This is a genomic window from Flavobacterium sp. N3904 (genome assembly GCF_025947305.1).
Lineage (GTDB): Bacteria > Bacteroidota > Bacteroidia > Flavobacteriales > Flavobacteriaceae > Flavobacterium.
The window spans coordinates 2993760-3014332 of record NZ_CP110009.1; the positions used below are offsets into that span (position 1 = coordinate 2993760).

12 protein-coding genes, 2 tRNA genes and 3 rRNA genes are annotated in these 20573 nt (G+C 37.0%); 13 read left to right on the forward strand and 4 right to left on the reverse strand.

Translation table 11 applies throughout. From position 1 onward, the window contains the following. The first annotated feature begins 45 nt into the window (after positions 1-45). From ilvB to OLM57_RS12720, 6 genes are all read left to right on the forward strand, one after another. Positions 46-1734, forward strand: coding sequence for a biosynthetic-type acetolactate synthase large subunit (ilvB, locus tag OLM57_RS12695; protein WP_264564067.1), 1689 nt, complete (start codon positions 46-48; stop codon positions 1732-1734). A gap of 10 nt (positions 1735-1744) precedes the next feature. Next, positions 1745-2266: an acetolactate synthase small subunit gene (ilvN, locus tag OLM57_RS12700; protein ID WP_264564068.1), complete on the forward strand. Its 522-nt coding sequence runs from the start codon at positions 1745-1747 to the stop codon at positions 2264-2266. 67 nt (positions 2267-2333) lie between these two features. After that, positions 2334-3803, forward strand: a complete 1470-nt coding sequence (gene ilvC, locus OLM57_RS12705; RefSeq protein WP_264564069.1) for a ketol-acid reductoisomerase — start codon at positions 2334-2336, stop codon at positions 3801-3803. A gap of 423 nt (positions 3804-4226) precedes the next feature. Beyond that, entirely contained in the window at positions 4227-6137 is a 1911-nt protein-coding gene (gene acs, locus OLM57_RS12710) for an acetate--CoA ligase (protein ID WP_264564070.1), read from the forward strand. Between the two features lie 381 nt (positions 6138-6518). Continuing rightward, entirely contained in the window at positions 6519-6899 is a 381-nt protein-coding gene (locus OLM57_RS12715; protein ID WP_264564071.1) for an ankyrin repeat domain-containing protein, read from the forward strand. Between the two features lie 80 nt (positions 6900-6979). After that, on the forward strand, positions 6980-7519 hold the full coding sequence (locus tag OLM57_RS12720) for a hypothetical protein (protein WP_264564072.1): 540 nt from the start codon (positions 6980-6982) through the stop codon (positions 7517-7519). Positions 7520-7614: 95 nt separating this feature from the next. Here the strand turns inward: OLM57_RS12720 and OLM57_RS12725 are convergent, their stop codons facing one another. From OLM57_RS12725 to OLM57_RS12740, 4 genes are all read right to left on the reverse strand, one after another. Then, positions 7615-8211, reverse strand: coding sequence for a DUF2238 domain-containing protein (locus tag OLM57_RS12725; RefSeq protein WP_264564073.1), 597 nt, complete (start codon positions 8209-8211; stop codon positions 7615-7617). A 13-nt stretch (positions 8212-8224) separates the two neighbouring features. Continuing rightward, positions 8225-9262 (reverse strand): cytochrome d ubiquinol oxidase subunit II, encoded by a 1038-nt coding sequence (cydB, locus tag OLM57_RS12730; protein ID WP_264564074.1) that lies wholly within the window; start codon positions 9260-9262, stop codon positions 8225-8227. 10 nt (positions 9263-9272) lie between these two features. Beyond that, positions 9273-10625, reverse strand: coding sequence for a cytochrome ubiquinol oxidase subunit I (locus OLM57_RS12735; RefSeq protein WP_264564075.1), 1353 nt, complete (start codon positions 10623-10625; stop codon positions 9273-9275). Between the two features lie 138 nt (positions 10626-10763). Continuing rightward, entirely contained in the window at positions 10764-11852 is a 1089-nt protein-coding gene (locus OLM57_RS12740) for a M42 family metallopeptidase (RefSeq protein WP_264564076.1), read from the reverse strand. Positions 11853-11934: 82 nt separating this feature from the next. On the opposite strand from OLM57_RS12740, the gene OLM57_RS12745 reads away from it, so the two are divergent. The 7 genes from OLM57_RS12745 (at position 11935) to OLM57_RS12775 (ending at position 20450) form a co-directional block, all read left to right on the forward strand. Next, the gene (locus OLM57_RS12745; protein ID WP_264564077.1) at positions 11935-12603 is read left to right on the forward strand and encodes a DUF4294 domain-containing protein; all 669 of its coding nucleotides are present in this window, start codon (positions 11935-11937) and stop codon (positions 12601-12603) included. Positions 12604-13487: 884 nt separating this feature from the next. Continuing rightward, a 16S ribosomal RNA gene (locus OLM57_RS12750) occupies positions 13488-15001 on the forward strand. A 140-nt stretch (positions 15002-15141) separates the two neighbouring features. Further along, positions 15142-15215, forward strand: a tRNA-Ile gene (locus OLM57_RS12755). A gap of 138 nt (positions 15216-15353) precedes the next feature. Further along, positions 15354-15427: transfer RNA gene (locus OLM57_RS12760), tRNA-Ala, on the forward strand. A gap of 190 nt (positions 15428-15617) precedes the next feature. Then, positions 15618-18508 (forward strand): 23S ribosomal RNA (locus tag OLM57_RS12765). A gap of 154 nt (positions 18509-18662) precedes the next feature. Continuing rightward, a 5S ribosomal RNA gene (gene rrf, locus OLM57_RS12770) occupies positions 18663-18772 on the forward strand. Together the 16S, 23S and 5S rRNA genes with 2 tRNA genes alongside form the textbook arrangement of a ribosomal RNA operon. 442 nt (positions 18773-19214) lie before the next feature. Continuing rightward, positions 19215-20450 carry an HD domain-containing protein gene (locus tag OLM57_RS12775; RefSeq protein ID WP_264564078.1) on the forward strand — a complete coding sequence of 412 codons (1236 nt, stop codon included), beginning with the start codon at positions 19215-19217 and terminating at the stop codon, positions 20448-20450. Positions 20451-20573: the final 123 nt, after the last annotated feature.

The following is a 20573-nucleotide window of genomic DNA, read 5'->3' on the forward strand; positions in this document are numbered from 1 at the left end:
TCTTCAAAACAAAGATTTTCAGGTTTAAAAATATAAAATAAGAAAATGAAAATATCAGGTGCAGAAGCCGTAATCAGATGCTTATTAGCCGAAGGAGTTGACCTAGTTTATGGGTATCCTGGAGGTGCTATAATGCCTGTTTACGACGAGTTATATAAATTTCAAGATCAATTGCATCATGTTTTGGTGCGTCACGAACAAGGGGCAACTCATGCAGCACAAGGGTATGCAAGAGCTACAGGAAAAGTTGGAGTTGCAATTGCCACATCAGGACCAGGTGCTACTAATTTGGTTACAGGAATTGCAGATGCACAAATTGATTCCACTCCTATGGTGTGTATTACTGGTCAAGTTGGAAAACATTTATTGGGATCAGATGCTTTTCAAGAGACAGATATTATAGGAATATCGACTCCGGTAACCAAATGGAATTATCAAGTAACTGAGGCGCATGAAATTCCTAAAATTATAGCAAAAGCTTTTTTTATTGCAAAATCAGGACGTCCGGGGCCAGTATTGATTGATATTACAAAAAATGCACAGTTTGACGAACTGGATTTTAGTTATGAAAAATGTACTAGCATTAGAAGTTACACTCCAAAGCCTACTTTAAATCTTGAAAAAGTTAAGGAAGCGGCAGACTTAATTAATAATGCCAAAAAGCCATACATTATTTTTGGACAAGGTATCATACTTAGCGAAGCGGAAGAACAATTAAAAGAATTGGTAGAAAAAACAGGTATTCCTGCAGCGTGGACAATTTTGGGGCTTTCAGCCTTACCAACTGATCATCCTTTGAATGTTGGAATGTTAGGAATGCACGGAAATTATGGTCCAAATATCCTGACCAATGAATGTGATGTATTGATTGCATTAGGAATGCGTTTTGATGACCGTATAACAGGAAACTTAGCCACTTATGCGAAACAAGCCAAAGTAATTCATTTTGAAATTGATCCTGCTGAAGTAGATAAAAACGTTAAAACAACAGTTGCCGTTTTGGCCGATGTAAAAGAAGCATTAACCGCTTTGATTCCTTTGGTTGAAAGTAAAACGCATGATGCTTGGCATAACGAGTTCAAAGAAAAGTATAAAATTGAATTGGAAGCTGTTATCAATGAAGAATTAGCCCCAACTAATAATCGTGGAATTTCAATGGGCGAAACTATAGAAATGATTAATAAACATTCTAATGGTGATGCGATTATGGTTTCGGATGTGGGACAACACCAAATGTTTACTTGTCGGTATTCTAAATTCAATAAGTCAAAAAGCAACATTACTTCTGGAGGTTTAGGAACAATGGGATTTGCTTTGCCAGCTGCAATTGGAGCTAAAATGGGAAGGCCAGATCGAGAAGTAGTTGCAATTATTGGAGATGGTGGTTTTCAAATGACAATTCAGGAATTGGGCACCATTTTTCAAACTAAGGTTCCAGTTAAAATAGTTGTTTTAAACAATGAATTTTTAGGAATGGTACGACAATGGCAAGAACTCTTTTTTGATAATAGATACGCTTCAACTGTAATGACGAATCCTAATTTTACAGCCATTGCAGAAGGATATTACATTAAATCCAAGAAAGTAACTAAAAGAGAAGATTTGGATGAAGCTGTTGCAGAAATGATGGCTTCAAAAGATTCTTATTTCTTAGAGGTAATGGTAGAAAAAGAAAACAACGTATTTCCGATGATTCCTACAGGAGCATCGGTTTCTGATATCCGATTAAGCTAATATTCTAATTATGGAAAATAAAATGTTCACCATTTCTGTATATTCAGAAAATAACGTTGGCTTGCTAAACAGAATATCAGGCATATTCTTGAAACGCCACATCAACATATTGAGTTTAAATGTTTCCGAATCTGAAATCGAAAATGTTTCTAGATTTATTATAGTTGTCAATACCACCGAAAAGTGGGTACAAAATATTGTTGGCCAAATCGAAAAACAAATTGAAGTTATCAAAGCGTTTTATCACATCGATGAAGAAACTATATTTTTGGAAAGCGCCTTGTTTAAAATAGAATCCAGTTTGCTTTTTGACGAAAGACAAATTCAGAACATCATTAAAGACAGTAAATCTGAAATTGTGACTGTATCTAGAGAGTTTTTTGTGATTTCAAAATCGGGGAAACGATCAGAGATTGAAGATTTATATGCAAAATTAAAACCTTTTGGGATTATGCAATTTGTACGCTCAGGCAGAATCTCAGTTTCGAAAGAAAAAATGGAAATTTCAACATTATTGGAAGCACTTTCATAATAGACAGAAGGCTTTCGGTTTTTTAAATTAATTATTAAAATTTTACATTCATTAAATATTAAAAAAAATGGCAAATTATTTCAATTCATTACCACTTAGATTACAATTAGAACAATTAGGAGTTTGCGAATTCATGGATCAGTCCGAATTTGCAAATGGAATAGATGCATTGGCAGGAAAAAAAGTAGTTATTGTAGGTTGTGGAGCTCAAGGTTTAAACCAAGGTTTGAACATGAGAGATTCAGGTTTAGATATTTCTTATGCATTGCGTGCCGATGCTATTGCTGAAAAAAGAGCTTCTTTTAAAAATGCAACAGATAATGGTTTCAAAGTGGGAACTTATGAAGAATTAATCCCAACAGCTGATTTGGTTTGTAACCTTACACCAGATAAACAACACACTGCTGTAGTTACAGCAATTATGCCATTGATGAAAGAAGGAGCTACTTTGGCTTATTCTCATGGATTTAATATCGTTGAAGAAGGAATGCAAATTCGTAAAGACTTAACCGTTATTATGTGTGCTCCAAAATGTCCAGGATCTGAAGTGCGTGAAGAATATAAAAGAGGTTTTGGTGTGCCAACACTTATCGCTGTTCACCCAGAAAACGATCCAAACGGAGAAGGTTTAGAGCAAGCTAAAGCATACGCAGTGGCAACTGGAGGTCACAAAGCAGGAGTTTTAAAATCTTCATTTGTAGCTGAAGTAAAATCAGATTTAATGGGGGAACAAACTATTCTTTGCGGAATGTTGCAAACTGGGTCTATTTTATGTTTTGATAAAATGGTTGAAAAAGGAATTGAACCAGCATATGCTTCAAAATTAATTCAATACGGTTGGGAAACTATTACTGAAGCTTTGAAACACGGAGGTATTACCAATATGATGGATCGTCTTTCTAATCCTGCAAAAATTGAAGCTTATGAATTGGCAGATGAATTAAAAGACATTATGCGTCCGTTATTCCAAAAACATCAGGATGATATTATGTCTGGAGAATTTTCAAGAAACATGATGATTGATTGGGCAAATGATGATGTAAACTTATTGACATGGAGAGCAGCTACAGGAGAAACCAATTTTGAAAAAACAGCTCCAACAACTGCTGCAATTTCAGAGCAGGAGTATTTTGACAATGGAGTATTAATGATTGCCATGGTAAAGGCAGGTGTTGAATTGGCATTCGAAACAATGACAGAAGCAGGTATTATTGAAGAATCAGCTTACTATGAATCTTTACACGAATTGCCTTTGATTGCGAATACAGTAGCCAGAAAAAAATTATTTGAAATGAACCGTGTTATTTCTGATACAGCAGAATATGGTTGCTATTTGTTTGACCACGCCTGTAAACCATTATTGACTGAATTCATGAAAACGGTTGAAACCAATATTATCGGAAAACCTTTTTCTACTTCAAATGGTGTAGACAATGCAGTACTTATTGCGGTTAACAAAAGCATTCGTCAACACCCAATTGAAGAAGTTGGAGCTTGGTTGAGAGAGTCAATGACTGCCATGAAAAAAATAGGTTAATTAAATATAAATTTAGGATTACCACACATGAGGGTGTGCTGGGATTTGCATAATATCAAATAGGTTTAAATATTTTGAATTAGTAAGCACTTATTAGATAATTGAAAGATATTTATGCATTATTACATTCACTTAACTTCAACGTGTGTAAGTTAAGTGAAGTAATCCCAAGTTATTTTTATAAAGAGATTCTTTTATTTGAAAGAAGGATAAAATTGTTGTTAAATATTGTTAATAAAAGGGCATTATAGTTTTCTATTATGTCCTTTTCTTGTTTAAATTTCGGGGATAAATCTAATTTGTTATGAAAAAAGCATTAAATTTTGAAGAACTGATATTATTTATTATTTTTTTAGAACATTTTACAAATTAATAGTTTTGAAAACCGAAGAGATTTAATACTTTTATAAAAAATTAAAAAAGATGAGTTATTTTAAAATTGATAGTTTAGAACAATACTTTAAACATTATAATAAATCGATACGTGAACCAAGAAAATTTTGGGGAAAAATTGCAGAAGAGAACTTCACATGGTATCAATACTGGGACAAAGTTGTCGATTTTAATATGGCCGAAGCCGAAGTAAAGTGGTTTGTTGATGCAAAAGTCAACATTACCAAAAATTGTATCGATAGGCATTTGGCAAAAAAAGGTGAAAAAACGGCTATCATTTTTGAACCTAACGACCCTTCAGAAGAAGCATTGCACATTAGTTATAACGAATTATACGAGCGTGTTTCCAAAATGGCTAATGTTTTGCGTGAGCAAGGAATAACCAAAGGAGATCGTGTTTGTATCTATTTGCCAATGATTCCTGAATTGGCAGTTGCTGTTTTGGCTTGTGCCCGAATTGGAGCTATACATTCAGTTGTTTTTGCTGGATTTTCAGCATCTGCTGTTAGTTCAAGAATAAATGACAGTGAATGTAAAATGGTAATAACTTCAGATGGTGGATATCGTGGTAATAAAACTATTGATTTGAAAGGAATCATTGATGACGCATTGCAAAATTGCCCTTGTGTAACTTCTGTATTAGTTGTAAAAAGAACCAATTCTGCTATTAACATGAAAGCCGGTCGTGATCAATGGCTGCAACCACTTCTTGATCAAGCAATAAACAACAGTGTAGCCGAAATTATGGATGCAGAAGATCCTTTGTTTATATTATATACTTCAGGTTCGACTGGAAAACCAAAAGGGATGGTGCATACTACAGCTGGTTATATGGTTTATACAGCCTATACTTTTAAGAATGTGTTCAATTATGAAGAAAATGACATCTTTTGGTGTACAGCCGATATAGGTTGGATTACTGGTCACTCTTACATTTTATACGGTCCATTATTGAATGGAGCCACTACCGTAATATTTGAAGGAATTCCTTCTTATCCAGATTTTAGTCGTTTTTGGGAAACTATTGAAAAACATAAAGTAACTCAATTTTATACAGCGCCAACTGCTATACGTGCTTTGGCAAAAGAAAACTTATCGTATGTTCAAAAGTTCCCATTGAAGTCATTAAAAGTTATTGGTTCTGTTGGAGAACCTATTAATGAGGAAGCTTGGCACTGGTACAATGACCACGTGGGAGGGAAGCGTTGCCCAGTAGTGGATACTTGGTGGCAAACAGAAACCGGTGGCATCATGATTGCACCATTATCGTTTATAACACCAACAAAACCGACATATGCAACATTGCCGTTACCAGGTATTCAACCTGTTTTGATGGATGAAAAAAGAAATGAAATAGAAGGAAACCAAGTGGATGGAAGTTTGTGTATCAAATTCCCTTGGCCAGGTATAGCCAGAACTATTTGGGGTGATCACCAACGCTACAAAGACACTTATTTCTCTGCTTTTCCTGGTAAATATTTTACTGGGGATGGAGCTTTACGAGATGAAGTAGGATATTATAGAATTACCGGCCGTGTAGATGACGTAGTGATTGTGTCGGGTCATAATTTAGGAACAGCACCTATCGAAGATGCTATTAATGAACATCCAGCGGTAGCAGAATCTGCGATTGTTGGGTTTCCACATGATGTTAAAGGAAATGCTTTGTATGGTTATGTAATTTTGAAGGAATCTGGAGAATACAGAGATCGAGAAAATTTATTCAAAGAAATTAATCAACACGTATCGGATCATATTGGACCGATTGCCAAATTGGATAAAATTCAATTTGTTACAGGTTTACCAAAAACGAGATCTGGAAAAATTATGCGCCGAATTTTACGTAAAATTGCTGAGGGTGATTATTCTAATTTTGGTGACATTACAACATTATTAAATCCTGAAATAGTTGACGAAATTGTAAAAGGAAAAATAGTATAAAGGTTTTTAATTGCTATAAAAAACTGCTTCAGATTTTGAAGCAGTTTTTTTTTGTCCTAAAACTAATTTTATTTCTAATGTTAATTTTTTATTAATGAAAGTAACATTGTAATTGGTTTTCAGTCTATTAAATATTAGATCATTGAAATAAAAGTTATTTATGGAGACTTTATAAATTTACATTTCATTGATTTGCTTCAATAAAAAGAATCGATAAGTTAATAAAAAGTTAAATTTAAGTACTATGTGATACACAATACCTTTTTTAAGATATATATTTGCATAGGATATTATTATATGATTTTAATATTTAAAAATTATCAAACAAAAAACAAACAATTATTAAAAACAAACAATCAAACAATCAAAAAATCAATTATTATGAAAAAATCAATCGTGTATTTAGGAGTAGCTTTAGTAGCTTTTGCAAATGTTTCTTTAGCTTCAAATGGGAATTCATTTTCGGGAACAAAAGCAAAGACAGAATTCAGTGATACTGCAACGCCATTGAGTGTTGCAATTAGCAAAGGTGATCTCGAGGCGGTTAGAAAATTTATTGAATATGGTGCAGATGTAAACGAAAAATCAAACGGTATGAGTCCGTTGATGATAGCAGCTCGATACAATAAAGTGGAAATTATCAAAATTCTGATTTCAAAAGGAGCCCATCTTAATGAAAAAGATGAAAACGGATTTACAGCTTTAAAATATGCAGAATTATCAAATGCAAATGAGGCAATCGTGTTATTAAAACAATCTTAAAACAATCTTTCAAGATGAAGCATCATTTTAATTGATGATGTTTCATTTTTTAATCAATCAATCAAATAAATCAAACAATCATGAAAAATTCAATTTTAATATTAGGAATCGCATTAGTTTCTTTAACTAATGTTTGCAATGCAAAAAGCACATTTAGTAAATCAGTTAATTCATTTCAACTAGCCACATTAACTGTTGACAATGAAGTGGTTGTTCCAAATGAAGAAGTGAAAATAACAAAGCCTTCTTTAAACATAGATGCAGAAGTGTTCAATCCAGAAAATGTCATTGCTTATAATCGTAAAACGGTAAAAGAAACCATTGCTGAAGATGATAAAATCACAGAAAACACAACTTCAAATGATTTAGAATTTATGGCTTATGAAGAATCTATGAAGGAAATCATTGCACAATCTGACTTGATTACAGAAAGTAAGGTTTCAAATGAAGTTTTTCCTCTTTATATAATTAAAAGCGTAGAAGATGAAATTGCTGAAATGGAACTGATTATTGAAAGTACAGAAACCAATGAAGTGAGCCCATTGGATTTTAAAAAAATCAATAGTAATTCTATAATGACAAATACATTCAATTCTAATAGATTTGTAGGAATGAATTAAGAAATGCGATATATTTAAGCAAAAGCTTATTAGGGACTATAAAAAGCATTATTATAAAGAGTATAATGATGTTTTTTTTTATGCATAAAATTCAGTTACAGTTTTATAAGTTGTTTGTCTTGCGCTTTTGAAAATAGTACTAAAGCAACAATAGCCCCAATTGTAGCAAACAACATATCCGATTGTGTGTCCCAAACATATCCTTGTGTTCCTAAAAAAGCATCTCCACCATCTCCAGTTGCAAGTGAAACAAACCATTCAATCCATTCATAGGCTGCGCTAATTGCCAAACAAATGCAAACAATTATAAAATTGAAAAAGCTTTGGTTCGCAATTACTTTTTTTCGAATGAATAGTTCGCGGATAATCATAGCTGGAACAAAACCTTGTGCAAAATGACCCACTTTATCATAATTATTTCGGCTTTGATGAAATACTTCTTTGATGTAGTCGAAAAATGGAACTTCGGCATAGGTGTAATGTCCACCAATGAATAGAATAATGCAATGAATTAAAATTAAAGTATACGTAAAATTGGTAAATCGAAATCTTTTAAATGTCAAAGCCAAGATTACAAATCCAATTATTGCAGGAATAATTTCAAGAAAACAAGTAAATCCTTCTTTCGGATTGATAATTGACCATAGTAGCGTTAAAGTAAATAGGGATAATAGTAGGTAGATGTATTTCATTTTTTGGATTTATTTAATAACTGGTATCATCGAGTTGTACTTTCCCGTTGAATGTTCGGTATAAAAAGAAAAAATATGCGGCCAATAGAGGAGCACCAATAACAACAATAGTCAGCATAATGCCTAGTGATTTTTGAGAAGATGCCGCGTTATAAATGGTAACGTCAAACTTCGGATCAATTGTAGAAATCAAAAGTGTTGGATACAATTGCAAAGCGACAAGAATCAATAAAAATGCCATTGTTAAAGAAGAAAATATCAGTGCCAGCATATATTGCTTTTTGGAAACCAATCGAGGTACATTGGCTACTGCCAAAAATGATATAACGGGAACAATAAAATAAAGCGGATTGGCTCTAAAGTTGGCAGTAACTTCTGGGATAAAAACCAATGTATAAAGCGTAGTGATTCCGAAGCTAATAATGAAAAATATCATTCCCTTTTTGAGTAAGAATGTAAGTCTAGCGTGCAATCTCCCTTCAGTTTTCAATAAAAGATAAATGGCACCTTGTGTCATAAAAATAGAAAGTGTTGTAAATCCAACCATTATAGCGTATGGATTTAAGAATGAAAAAAATACGCCACCTTGATAACTAAAATTGGGTCCTAAAGCAAATCCTTGCAAAATATTCCCCAAAACTACTCCCAGCAAAAATGCAATCAAGATACTGGAAAGGCTATAAGTAATATCCCAACTTTTTCTCCACCACTTCATTTCTTCTACGCTTCGAAATTTGATGGCAGCGGCCCGTAGTACATTTAGCATCAAAAAAAGCATAAAAGGAACATACATTACTGACAGCATAGTGGCATACATTACTGGGAATCCTGCAAATAATGCGCCGCCACCAATAATTAACCAGACCTGATTGGCATCCCAAACGGGGGCAATGGCGTTTATTGCAATTCTTCGGCTTAAATCTTTTCTGAAAAACAAATGCCACGCACCAGCACCAAAATCAAAACCTTCTAAAATAGCATAACCGGAAAATAGCAATCCAATTACTAAATACCATAATGTTGGATAATCGATTCCTAGAAATGTTTCCATACGATAAAAATTAAAAGGATTTGAATGTTATTGTTGTTTTAGCTTCGTCATACGGTCCATGTTTTATTTTTTTGTTGACCGTATATAAAAATAAAGCTAACAATAATGAATAAACTACCGTAAACATGACCAATGAGAATACGATTTGATTGGAACTAACTTCCTGTGAAAAAGCATTACTGGTTCTTAATTGGCCATAAACAACCCAAGGCTGTCTGCCCATTTCAGCTGTGAACCATCCTACTTGATTGGCTATTTGAGGTAAAATGACAGCAAATGAGAAAATCCATAAAAGCCATTTGGTTTCAAATAATCTTCCCCGCCACCATAAAAAACTGGCGTACAATGTAAGCCCAATTAATGCCATTCCGATAGCGACCATAATGTGATAAAACTGAAAAACGGCATTTATTTGACTTGGTCTGTCTTCAACAGGAAAATTATTTAATCCTTTTATAGGAGCATTAAAATCCTGATGTACCAAGAATGACAATCCACCAGGAATTCCAATTCCGGTTACTTTTTGATTTTCTTTATCGACCCAACCGAGCAGATATAAATCAGCAGGTTTATCTTTTTCAAAATGCCCCTCCATTGTTGCAAGCTTTGCTGGTTGATTCACAGCAACACCATCTGCAGTACTATGACCAGAAACCAATTGCGTAAGTGAAAAAGCAGTAGCGACTACCAAAGAAATTTTGAATGCTTTTTTGGATATTTCGATATAACGTCCTTTTCTAATATAGTAAGCATGTACGCTTAGAACCAAAAAAGCTCCAGCCAATATAGCGCCTTGCCAAGTATGAATTATTCTGTCTACACTGGAAGGGTTAAAAACCATTGCCCAAAAATCAGTTACTTCTGCGCGAGCATGCAATCCTGCACCCACGATATGATAACCTGCTGGGGTTTGCTGCCAGGAATTGGCAACTACAATCCAAACTGCAGAGAACATAGAGCCTAAAAACACCCCTAACGTCGATACAAAATGAACCCATGGCTTCACGCGATTCCATCCAAAAAGCAATATCCCAAGGAATGTGCTCTCCAAACCAAATGCAAATAATCCTTCGGCGGCTAATGCACTCCCAAAAATATCTCCTACATAGCGTGAGTATACCGCCCAATTGGTTCCAAATTCAAACTCCATTATTATTCCGGTGGCAACACCTATTCCAAAAGTTAAAGCGAATATTTTAATCCAAAAACGGGTCAAAATTTCGTAATCTTTATTTCCGGTTTTAAGGTAAAGTCCTTCCATGATTACCATTATCAAACCGATACCAATGCTTAATGGAGGATAGATATAATGAAAGGCAATTGTAAAAGCAAATTGTATTCGAGCTAGTATTTCAACATCCATGATAAAAACATTATATTTAAAAGTATGCGTTAATTTACGACAGAAACATGATTAATTAAGTTTAAGTTGCTTATTTAAAAGAAAAAATGAAATTGCTTTCATAAAAAAAGCACCATTATAAAATGATGCTTTCGTTTTTTATTTAAAATAAGAAAACGTTTCGTTGTTCTCAATCTTCAGTAATGTTTCATAAATCAATTTGATTACGTTTTCTACATCTTCACGGTGTACCATTTCAACAGTTGTGTGCATGTATCGTAGTGGAAGTGAAATCAAGGCAGAAGCAACACCGCCGTTACTGTACGCAAAAGCGTCGGTATCTGTACCCGTAACTCTTGAAGAAGCCAAACGCTGAAACGGAATACTTTTCTCAATAGCGGTGTCTAGTATTAATTCTCTCAAATTATTCTGAACAGCAGGAGCATAAGTAACAACAGGGCCTTTACCAATTTTAGTCTCTCCCTCTATTTTTTTGTCAATCATCGGGGTAGTAGAATCATGGCAAACGTCAGTAATAATAGCCACATTCGGTTTAATGGTTTGGGTAATCATTTCGGCACCTCTCAATCCTACCTCTTCTTGAACAGCGTTAGTAATGTATAAACCAAAAGGCAGTTTTATATTGTTTTCGTGCAATAAACGAGCCACTTCGGCAATCATAAATCCTCCCATTCGATTATCAATAGCGCGACAAACAAATTTATTTTCGTTCATGATCATGAATTCATCAGGATAGGTAATTACGCAACCTACATGAACCCCCATTTTTTCGACCTGTTCTTTGGTTTCACAACCCAAATCAATAAAAATATTGCTGATCTTCGGATTCTCTTCTTTGTCTCTGTTTCGAGTATGAATAGCCGGCCATCCAAAAACACCTTTTACAATTCCGTTTTTGGTGTGAATATTTACGCGTTTCGATGGTGCAATTTGGTGGTCAGAACCTCCATTTCTTATTACATAGACCATTCCGTCATCGGTAATATAGTTTACATACCAGGCAATTTCATCGGCATGGCCTTCTATAACTACTTTGTAAGGAGCATCTGGATTGATAACTCCAACAGCTGTCCCGTAAGTGTCGGTAATAAATGTATCTACGTATGGTTTTAAATAATCCATCCATATTTTTTGACCTTCGGATTCAAAACCAGTAGGAGAGGCATTGTTTAAATATTTTTCTAAAAAGGCAATAGAAGATGCTTTTAATATTGAATCTGAACTCATAAAATTATTTTTTTGCTAAATTATAAATTTGTCTTTACAGTTCTATATATAATGTATAATTTTGTGCTAAAATTATTTCTTTATGAACTTTTATAAATTTTTAGCATTCTCATTTTTTATCACTCTATCAATTCAGGCACAAGTAACAAAAAAGGATACTATTCAAATGGGATATGTGTTAACCGAAGAGGATACTATATTTGGAGACACAATTGTTTTGCCAGAATTAATAATAGAAAGACATAAGTTAAGTGAAGATGACAAAAAGCAATTTTTGTTACTCCAAAAAAGGGTTTACATTACCTATCCCTATGCTAGAATAGCTGCAGAAAGATTGACAGCATTAAATCGCGGCATGGAAAAATTTACAAACAATAGGGACAAAAAAAAATATTTCAAAATAGTTGAAGATTACTTAAGCAATGAGTTTGAAGCAAGATTGAAAAAGCTTTCCAAAAAACAAGGACAAATTTTAGTTAAGTTAATAGATAGACAAACAGGAACTACAACTTATGATTTGATAAAAAACCTCAAAAGCGGCTGGAAAGCGTTTTGGTCCAATACAACGGCTAGCATGTTCGACATCGATTTGAAACGAAAGTATCAGCCTTACGAAGTAAGTGAAGATTATTTAATAGAGACTATACTGGTAAGAGCTTTTGAATCGGGTCGATTGAGAAATCAAACTCCTGCAAATCCTATAGATTATGACAAATTAGTGGATTCTTGGGATAATAAAGCCAATAAATAATTGAGATAATTTGATTTCAGAACAAAAAGAGGAAATTCACACTGAATTTTCTCTTTTTCGTTAACAGCAAAATCAATGTATAATAATCAGGAGCTATTTCCTGCTATCCGTTACAATCTCCTAGTGCCGAACACCGGCACTAGGAGGATTTCCGCTACTATCAGGGCTAGGGGCATTTTTTTTTTTTTCTAAGATCGAAAGTATAAAACCGCACCATAATATATAGTGTTGAAGTTCGCTAAGAAAAAAATCCACATAAATCCGTTTAATCTGTATGCTATTTCAGTGCAAGAAAATAGTAAGCCAAGCGCAAAACCTGCACAAAGGACTCTAAAACTCAAGAAAGCTGCAGAACTGCCTCATTGTAAATAGCAATAAACCAATTGATTAAAAAATACTTTCAAAAAACTTCTAAAAAGTCCTTGCAGAAACGGATAAAGGAACTACTTTTGCACCCGCAACAACGCAGACGTTCTTAGAAATCCTGACAAGCCGATAAAATCCAAATGAAAAATTATTTTCAAAAAAAAAGATTGTAAAAAGCTTGTGAGATTCGAAAACGTAAGCTATTTTTGCACCCCGCAAAACGCGTAACGTTCCTTGAAAAGCTGATAAGAAAAGAAGAAGAAAACGAAAAAATAAATTTTTCAAAAAACTTTAAAATTTTCTTGCCAGTTAGAAAAGAATAGTTACTTTTGCACCCGCTAATCGAAAGACTAGTGAGTAAAAAAAGAAGAATACGTTCCTAGACATATTGAATTGACAGCCGTTTTAAGAGAGATCTTAAAACAAAAGAATAAGAGTAATAGAATCGATAGATTTGAATATTGACCACTAGAATTGGAGTCGAATAATAATAGCTTAAGCAATTAAGCAAACAATATACGATGAAGAGTTTGATCCTGGCTCAGGATGAACGCTAGCGGCAGGCTTAACACATGCAAGTCGAGGGGTATAGTTCTTCGGAATTAGAGACCGGCGCACGGGTGCGTAACGCGTATGCAATCTACCTTTTACAGAGGGATAGCCCAGAGAAATTTGGATTAATACCTCATAGTATAGCGACATCGCATGATGATGCTATTAAAGTCACAACGGTAAAAGATGAGCATGCGTCCCATTAGCTAGTTGGTAAGGTAACGGCTTACCAAGGCTACGATGGGTAGGGGTCCTGAGAGGGAGATCCCCCACACTGGTACTGAGACACGGACCAGACTCCTACGGGAGGCAGCAGTGAGGAATATTGGACAATGGGCGCAAGCCTGATCCAGCCATGCCGCGTGCAGGATGACGGTCCTATGGATTGTAAACTGCTTTTGCACAGGAAGAAACACTCTCTCGTGAGAGAGCTTGACGGTACTGTGAGAATAAGGATCGGCTAACTCCGTGCCAGCAGCCGCGGTAATACGGAGGATCCAAGCGTTATCCGGAATCATTGGGTTTAAAGGGTCCGTAGGCGGTCTTATAAGTCAGTGGTGAAATCTCCCCGCTCAACGGGGAAACGGCCATTGATACTGTAGGACTTGAATTATTAGGAAGTAACTAGAATATGTAGTGTAGCGGTGAAATGCTTAGAGATTACATGGAATACCAATTGCGAAGGCAGGTTACTACTAATGGATTGACGCTGATGGACGAAAGCGTGGGTAGCGAACAGGATTAGATACCCTGGTAGTCCACGCCGTAAACGATGGATACTAGCTGTTGGGAGCGATCTCAGTGGCTAAGCGAAAGTGATAAGTATCCCACCTGGGGAGTACGTTCGCAAGAATGAAACTCAAAGGAATTGACGGGGGCCCGCACAAGCGGTGGAGCATGTGGTTTAATTCGATGATACGCGAGGAACCTTACCAAGGCTTAAATGTAGTTTGACCGGACTGGAAACAGTTTTTTCGCAAGACAAATTACAAGGTGCTGCATGGTTGTCGTCAGCTCGTGCCGTGAGGTGTCAGGTTAAGTCCTATAACGAGCGCAACCCCTGTTGTTAGTTGCCAGCGAGTCATGTCGGGAACTCTAACGAGACTGCCAGTGCAAACTGTGAGGAAGGTGGGGATGACGTCAAATCATCACGGCCCTTACGCCTTGGGCTACACACGTGCTACAATGGCCGGTACAGAGAGCAGCCACTGGGTGACCAGGAGCGAATCTACAAAACCGGTCACAGTTCGGATCGGAGTCTGCAACTCGACTCCGTGAAGCTGGAATCGCTAGTAATCGGATATCAGCCATGATCCGGTGAATACGTTCCCGGGCCTTGTACACACCGCCCGTCAAGCCATGGAAGCTGGGGGTGCCTGAAGTCGGTGACCGCAAGGAGCTGCCTAGGGTAAAACTGGTAACTAGGGCTAAGTCGTAACAAGGTAGCCGTACCGGAAGGTGCGGCTGGAACACCTCCTTTCTAGAGCCTTAGTGTTAGTATTTATACACGCTGAGGAAAGAAGACGAAAAGACTATTGGTTACAAAGATTGAAATTTTATTACTCTTGCTGTTAATTTAAAAAACATGTGCTAAATAAGCACAAAAATAAGAATGAAGAGTGTCTCGTAGCTCAGCTGGTTAGAGTACTACACTGATAATGTAGGGGTCGACAGTTCGAGTCTGTCCGAGACAACAAAACAGTTACGAATTTGTAAATTACGAATTACGAATTGAAAAAGTTCATAAACATAGATTGAAAGGAAATTCTAGGGTTGAAAGATTACGAATTACAGCAATTCATAATTCATAATTCACAATTCATAATTAAATTGGGGGATTAGCTCAGCTGGCTAGAGCGCCTGCCTTGCACGCAGGAGGTCAACGGTTCGACTCCGTTATTCTCCACTATTCTAGTGAATAGTAAAGAGTGAATGGTAATTAGTTTAGACTAATCACTACTTACTAAGTACTAATCACTAAGAAAAAAGTTCATTGACATATTGAGATAAGAAATAATAAAAAGTAGAAAGCAGTTTTTATACTTTTTAAGTATAGAAACGAAAAAAAACGGTCGTAATTAAGTTTACGATTGGTACAATAAGCAAAATAAGGGCGTATGGGGGATGCCTTGGCTCTCAGAGGCGATGAAAGGCGTGATAAGCTGCGAAAAGTTACGGGGACGGGCACACACCGATTGATCCGTAAATACCTGAATGGGGCAACCCACTATGTTGAAGACATAGTACACCGATAGGTGGGCAAACCCGCTGAACTGAAACATCTAAGTAGGCGGAGGAGAAGAAAACAAAAGTGATTCCGTAAGTAGTGGCGAGCGAACGCGGATTAGCCCAAACCAGTGTTGTTACGGCAATGCTGGGGTTGTAGGACCACGATATTTTATGCACAAAGAATTAGAATCTACTGGAAAGTAGAGCCAAAGAGAGTGATAGCCTCGTATAAGTAATAAGTGTAATAGATAGTGGTATCCTGAGTAGGGCGGGGCACGTGAAACCCTGTCTGAATTTGGCGGGACCATCCGCTAAGGCTAAATACTCCTGAGAGACCGATAGTGAACCAGTACCGTGAGGGAAAGGTGAAAAGAACCGTGAATAACGGAGTGAAATAGATCCTGAAACCATACGCTTACAAGCGGTCGGAGCCCTTTAGTGGGGTGACGGCGTGCCTTTTGCATAATGAGCCTACGAGTTAACGTTGCTGGCAAGGATAAGTGGTTAAGCCACGGATCCGTAGCGAAAGCGAGTCTGAATAGGGCGCTTTAGTCAGTAGTGTTAGACGCGAAACCGTGTGATCTACCCATGGGCAGGATGAAGCGCTGGTAACACAGTGTGGAGGTCCGAACCGGTTGACGTTGAAAAGTCTTCGGATGACCTGTGGGTAGGGGTGAAAGGCCAATCAAACTCGGAAATAGCTCGTACTCCCCGAAATGCATTTAGGTGCAGCGCTGGTCGCAAAGTTATATAGAGGTAGAGCTACTGATTGGATGCGGGGGCTTCACCGCCTACCAATTCCTGACAAACTCCGAATGCTATATAATGTTTACCAGCAGTGAGGGCTTGGGTGCTAAGGTCCAAGTCCGAGAGGGAAAGAACCCAGACCATCAGCTAAGGTCCCCAAATATATGTTAAGTTGAAAGAACGAGGTTTGTCTGCCCAGACAGCTAGGATGTTGGCTTGGAAGCAGCCATTCATTTAAAGAGTGCGTAACAGCTCACTAGTCGAGCGGACGAGCATGGATAATAATCGGGCATAAACATATTACCGAAGCTATGGATTTGTAATTTATTACAAGTGGTAGGGGAGCATTCTAACAGGGTTGAAGGTGTATCGTAAGGTATGCTGGACTGGTTAGAAAAGAAAATGTAGGCATAAGTAACGATAATGCGGGCGAGAAACCCGCACACCGAAAGACTAAGGTTTCCACAGCTATGCTAATCAGCTGTGGGTTAGTCGGGACCTAAGGCGAACCCGAAAGGGACAGTCGATGGACAACGGGTTAATATTCCCGTACTACTGATTACTGTGATGGGGTGACGGAGTGATGAAAGCGCCGCGAACTGACGGAATAGTTCGTTGAAGTACCTACCTATAAGCTGCGCAGGCAAATCCACGCGGCTTGGGGAAATACGATAGTACTCGGAGTCTTCGGACAAAGAGATAGTGCGCCTAAGGGCTTCCAAGAAAAACCTCTAAACTTCAGGTAATTAGTACCCGTACCGCAAACCGACACAGGTAGTCGAGGAGAGAATCCTAAGGTGCTCGAGAGATTCATGGCTAAGGAATTAGGCAAAATAGACCCGTAACTTCGGGAGAAGGGTCGCCTCTATGTAAAAATAGAGGCCGCAGTGAAGAGGTCCAGGCGACTGTTTATCAAAAACACAGGGCTCTGCAAAATCGTAAGATGAAGTATAGGGCCTGACACCTGCCCGGTGCTGGAAGGTTAAGTGGAGATGTTATGAGTAATCAGAAGCATTGAAATGAAGCCCCAGTAAACGGCGGCCGTAACTATAACGGTCCTAAGGTAGCGAAATTCCTTGTCGGGTAAGTTCCGACCTGCACGAATGGTGTAACGATCTGGACACTGTCTCAGCCATGAGCTCGGTGAAATTGTAGTAACGGTGAAGATGCCGTTTACCCGCAGTGGGACGAAAAGACCCTGTGCACCTTTACTATAGCTTAGTATTGACCTTGGATAAATGATGTGTAGGATAGGTTGGAGACTGTGAAGTGGCGTCGCCAGGCGTTGTGGAGTCATTGTTGAAATACAACCCTTTGTTTATCTGAGGCCTAACCCCGCGATTGCGGGGGACATTGCTTGGTGGGTAGTTTGACTGGGGTGGTCGCCTCCAAAAGAGTAACGGAGGCTTCTAAAGGTTCCCTCAGTACGCTTGGTAACCGTGCGTAGAGTGCAATGGCATAAGGGAGCTTGACTGAGAGACATACAGGTCGATCAGGTACGAAAGTAGAGCATAGTGATCCGGTGGTTCCGCATGGAAGGGCCATCGCTCAAAGGATAAAAGGTACGCCGGGGATAACAGGCTGATCTCCCCCAAGAGCTCATATCGACGGGGGGGTTTGGCACCTCGATGTCGGCTCGTCACATCCTGGGGCTGGAGAAGGTCCCAAGGGTTGGGCTGTTCGCCCATTAAAGTGGCACGCGAGCTGGGTTCAGAACGTCGTGAGACAGTTCGGTCTCTATCTACTGTGGGCGCAAGAAATTTGAGTGGATCTGATTCTAGTACGAGAGGACCGAATTGGACAAACCTCTAGTGTATCTGTTGTTCCGCCAGGAGCATCGCAGAGTAGCTACGTTTGGAAGGGATAAGCGCTGAAAGCATATAAGCGCGAAACCCACCACAAGATGAGATTTCTTTTAAGGGTCGTGGGAGATGACCACGTTGATAGGCTATAGATGTAAAGGCAGTAATGTCATAGTCGAGTAGTACTAATAACCCGTAAGCTTATGTACACCTTTTCCCGAGCCGAAAGGCTCGGGGAGAAACTTTCTAATAAAATACTTTTTATATTCTTTATCTCAGTATGTTACGATATTATTGCAATTACGAATTCAGAATTATGAATTACGACTTGCAGATAATTGCCCAAAGCAATTATAACAACCTTAAGGTGGTTATTGCGGCGGGGCTCACCTCTTCCCATCCCGAACAGAGTAGTTAAGCCCGCCTGCGCAGATGGTACTGCAGTTATGTGGGAGAGTATGTCGTCGCCTTTCTTTTTAAAAACCCTTCATCCTATCGATGAGGGGTTTTTTGTTTTGAAAAAATATTGCAGTTATGTGGGAGTCCCGATAGCTATCGGGAGACGTCGCCTTTCTTTTTAAAAACCCTTCATCTATCGATGAGGGGTTTTTTGTTTTGAAAAAAAAATATTGCAGTTATGTGGGAGCCCCGATAGCTATCGGGGGACGTCGCCTTTCTTTTGTGAACCCCGATCCGAAAAGGTCGGGGTTCTTTGTTTATTGGTCCGACGTGTCACTTTGTTCGATTCGTCGCCTTTGTTTTAAAAACCCTTCATCGATAGATAAGGGGTTTTTTGTTTGACAAAAAAACTGAAATAATCAATAGATTAATAAGAATATTTAAAAAAAGGAATTGACTTTTCTTTTAAAACATGCCCATTTTACTTATATTTGTTTAAATTAAAAATAAATTATAGTGCTTAATATTAATAAATTAAAAATATTTAATGATCCTATTTATGGATTTATTACCATCCCTAATGCTTTAATTTATGATTTAGTGCAGCATCCATATTTTCAAAGGTTGCGCCGTATAACCCAAATGGGATTGTCCTATTTAGTTTATCCAGGAGCCAATCACACTCGTTTTCATCATGCTTTGGGTTGTATGCATTTGATGCAAAAAGCAGTGGATGTGTTGCGTTTTAAAGATGTTATTATTAGTCCAGAGGAAGAAAATGCGTTATATATTGCTATTTTATTACATGACATAGGACATGGCCCTTTTTCTCATGCAATGGAGAGTAGTATTGTAGAAGATGTTCACCATGAAGAAATTTCTCTATTATTAATGGAGCAATTAAATATTGAATTTAAGGGACAATTGAGTTTAGCAATTCAGGTTTTTAAGGGTGATTATAATCGTAAATTTATGTTGCAACTTATATCGAGTCAGTTGGATATGGATCGGATGGATTATTTAAAACGGGATAGTTTTTATTCTGGAGTTTCAGAAGGTAATGTCAATTCGGAACGATTAATTCAAATGATGAATGTTGTCGATGATGTATTAGTCATAGAAGAAAAAGGGATTTATTCTGTTGAAAAATTTTTGATGTCCAGAAGATTGATGTATTGGCAAGTTTATTTGCATAAAACAAGTTTAGTAGCTGAATTAATTCTTACTAAGGTTTTAAAAAGAGCTAAAGAATTAACTGAAAAAGGTAGTATTTTACCTTGTAGTGAACCTTTATTATTTTTCATGAAGAATAAGGTGAGTTTAGAAATTTTTGACACAAAAACACTGACCCTGTTTGCTCAATTGGATGATTTTGATATCATTAGTGCTTTAAAAGCTTGGCAAAATCAAGATGATTATATTCTTTCATCATTAAGTAAAATGATTATTAACAGAGATTTATTAAAAATTAAATTGACAAATGAGAAAGTCTCTGTAGAAGAGTTGCTTATTCAAAAAGAACGATTTTCAATTCAAAATAATATATCTTTAACCGATTCTAATTATTTTATTTTTAAAGGTAAAATAAAGAGTCAGGCATACAGTAAAATTGCGGAACCCATTCGAATTTTGAATAAAGACAGAACAATAGAGGATGTCGTCGAAGCATCTGATCAACTGAATTTGAAATCTTTATCTAAATTGGTAACGAAATATTATATATGTTTTCCAAAACAACTGCTCCAAAATTAACATTTAAAACCTATTTTTTATATTTTTGTCGCAATGAAACGAAATAATCTATTTTTTATTAATATTGAGAGAACAATATATTACGAGTTCCATCTTAAATCTATGAAAAATATAATAAGATAA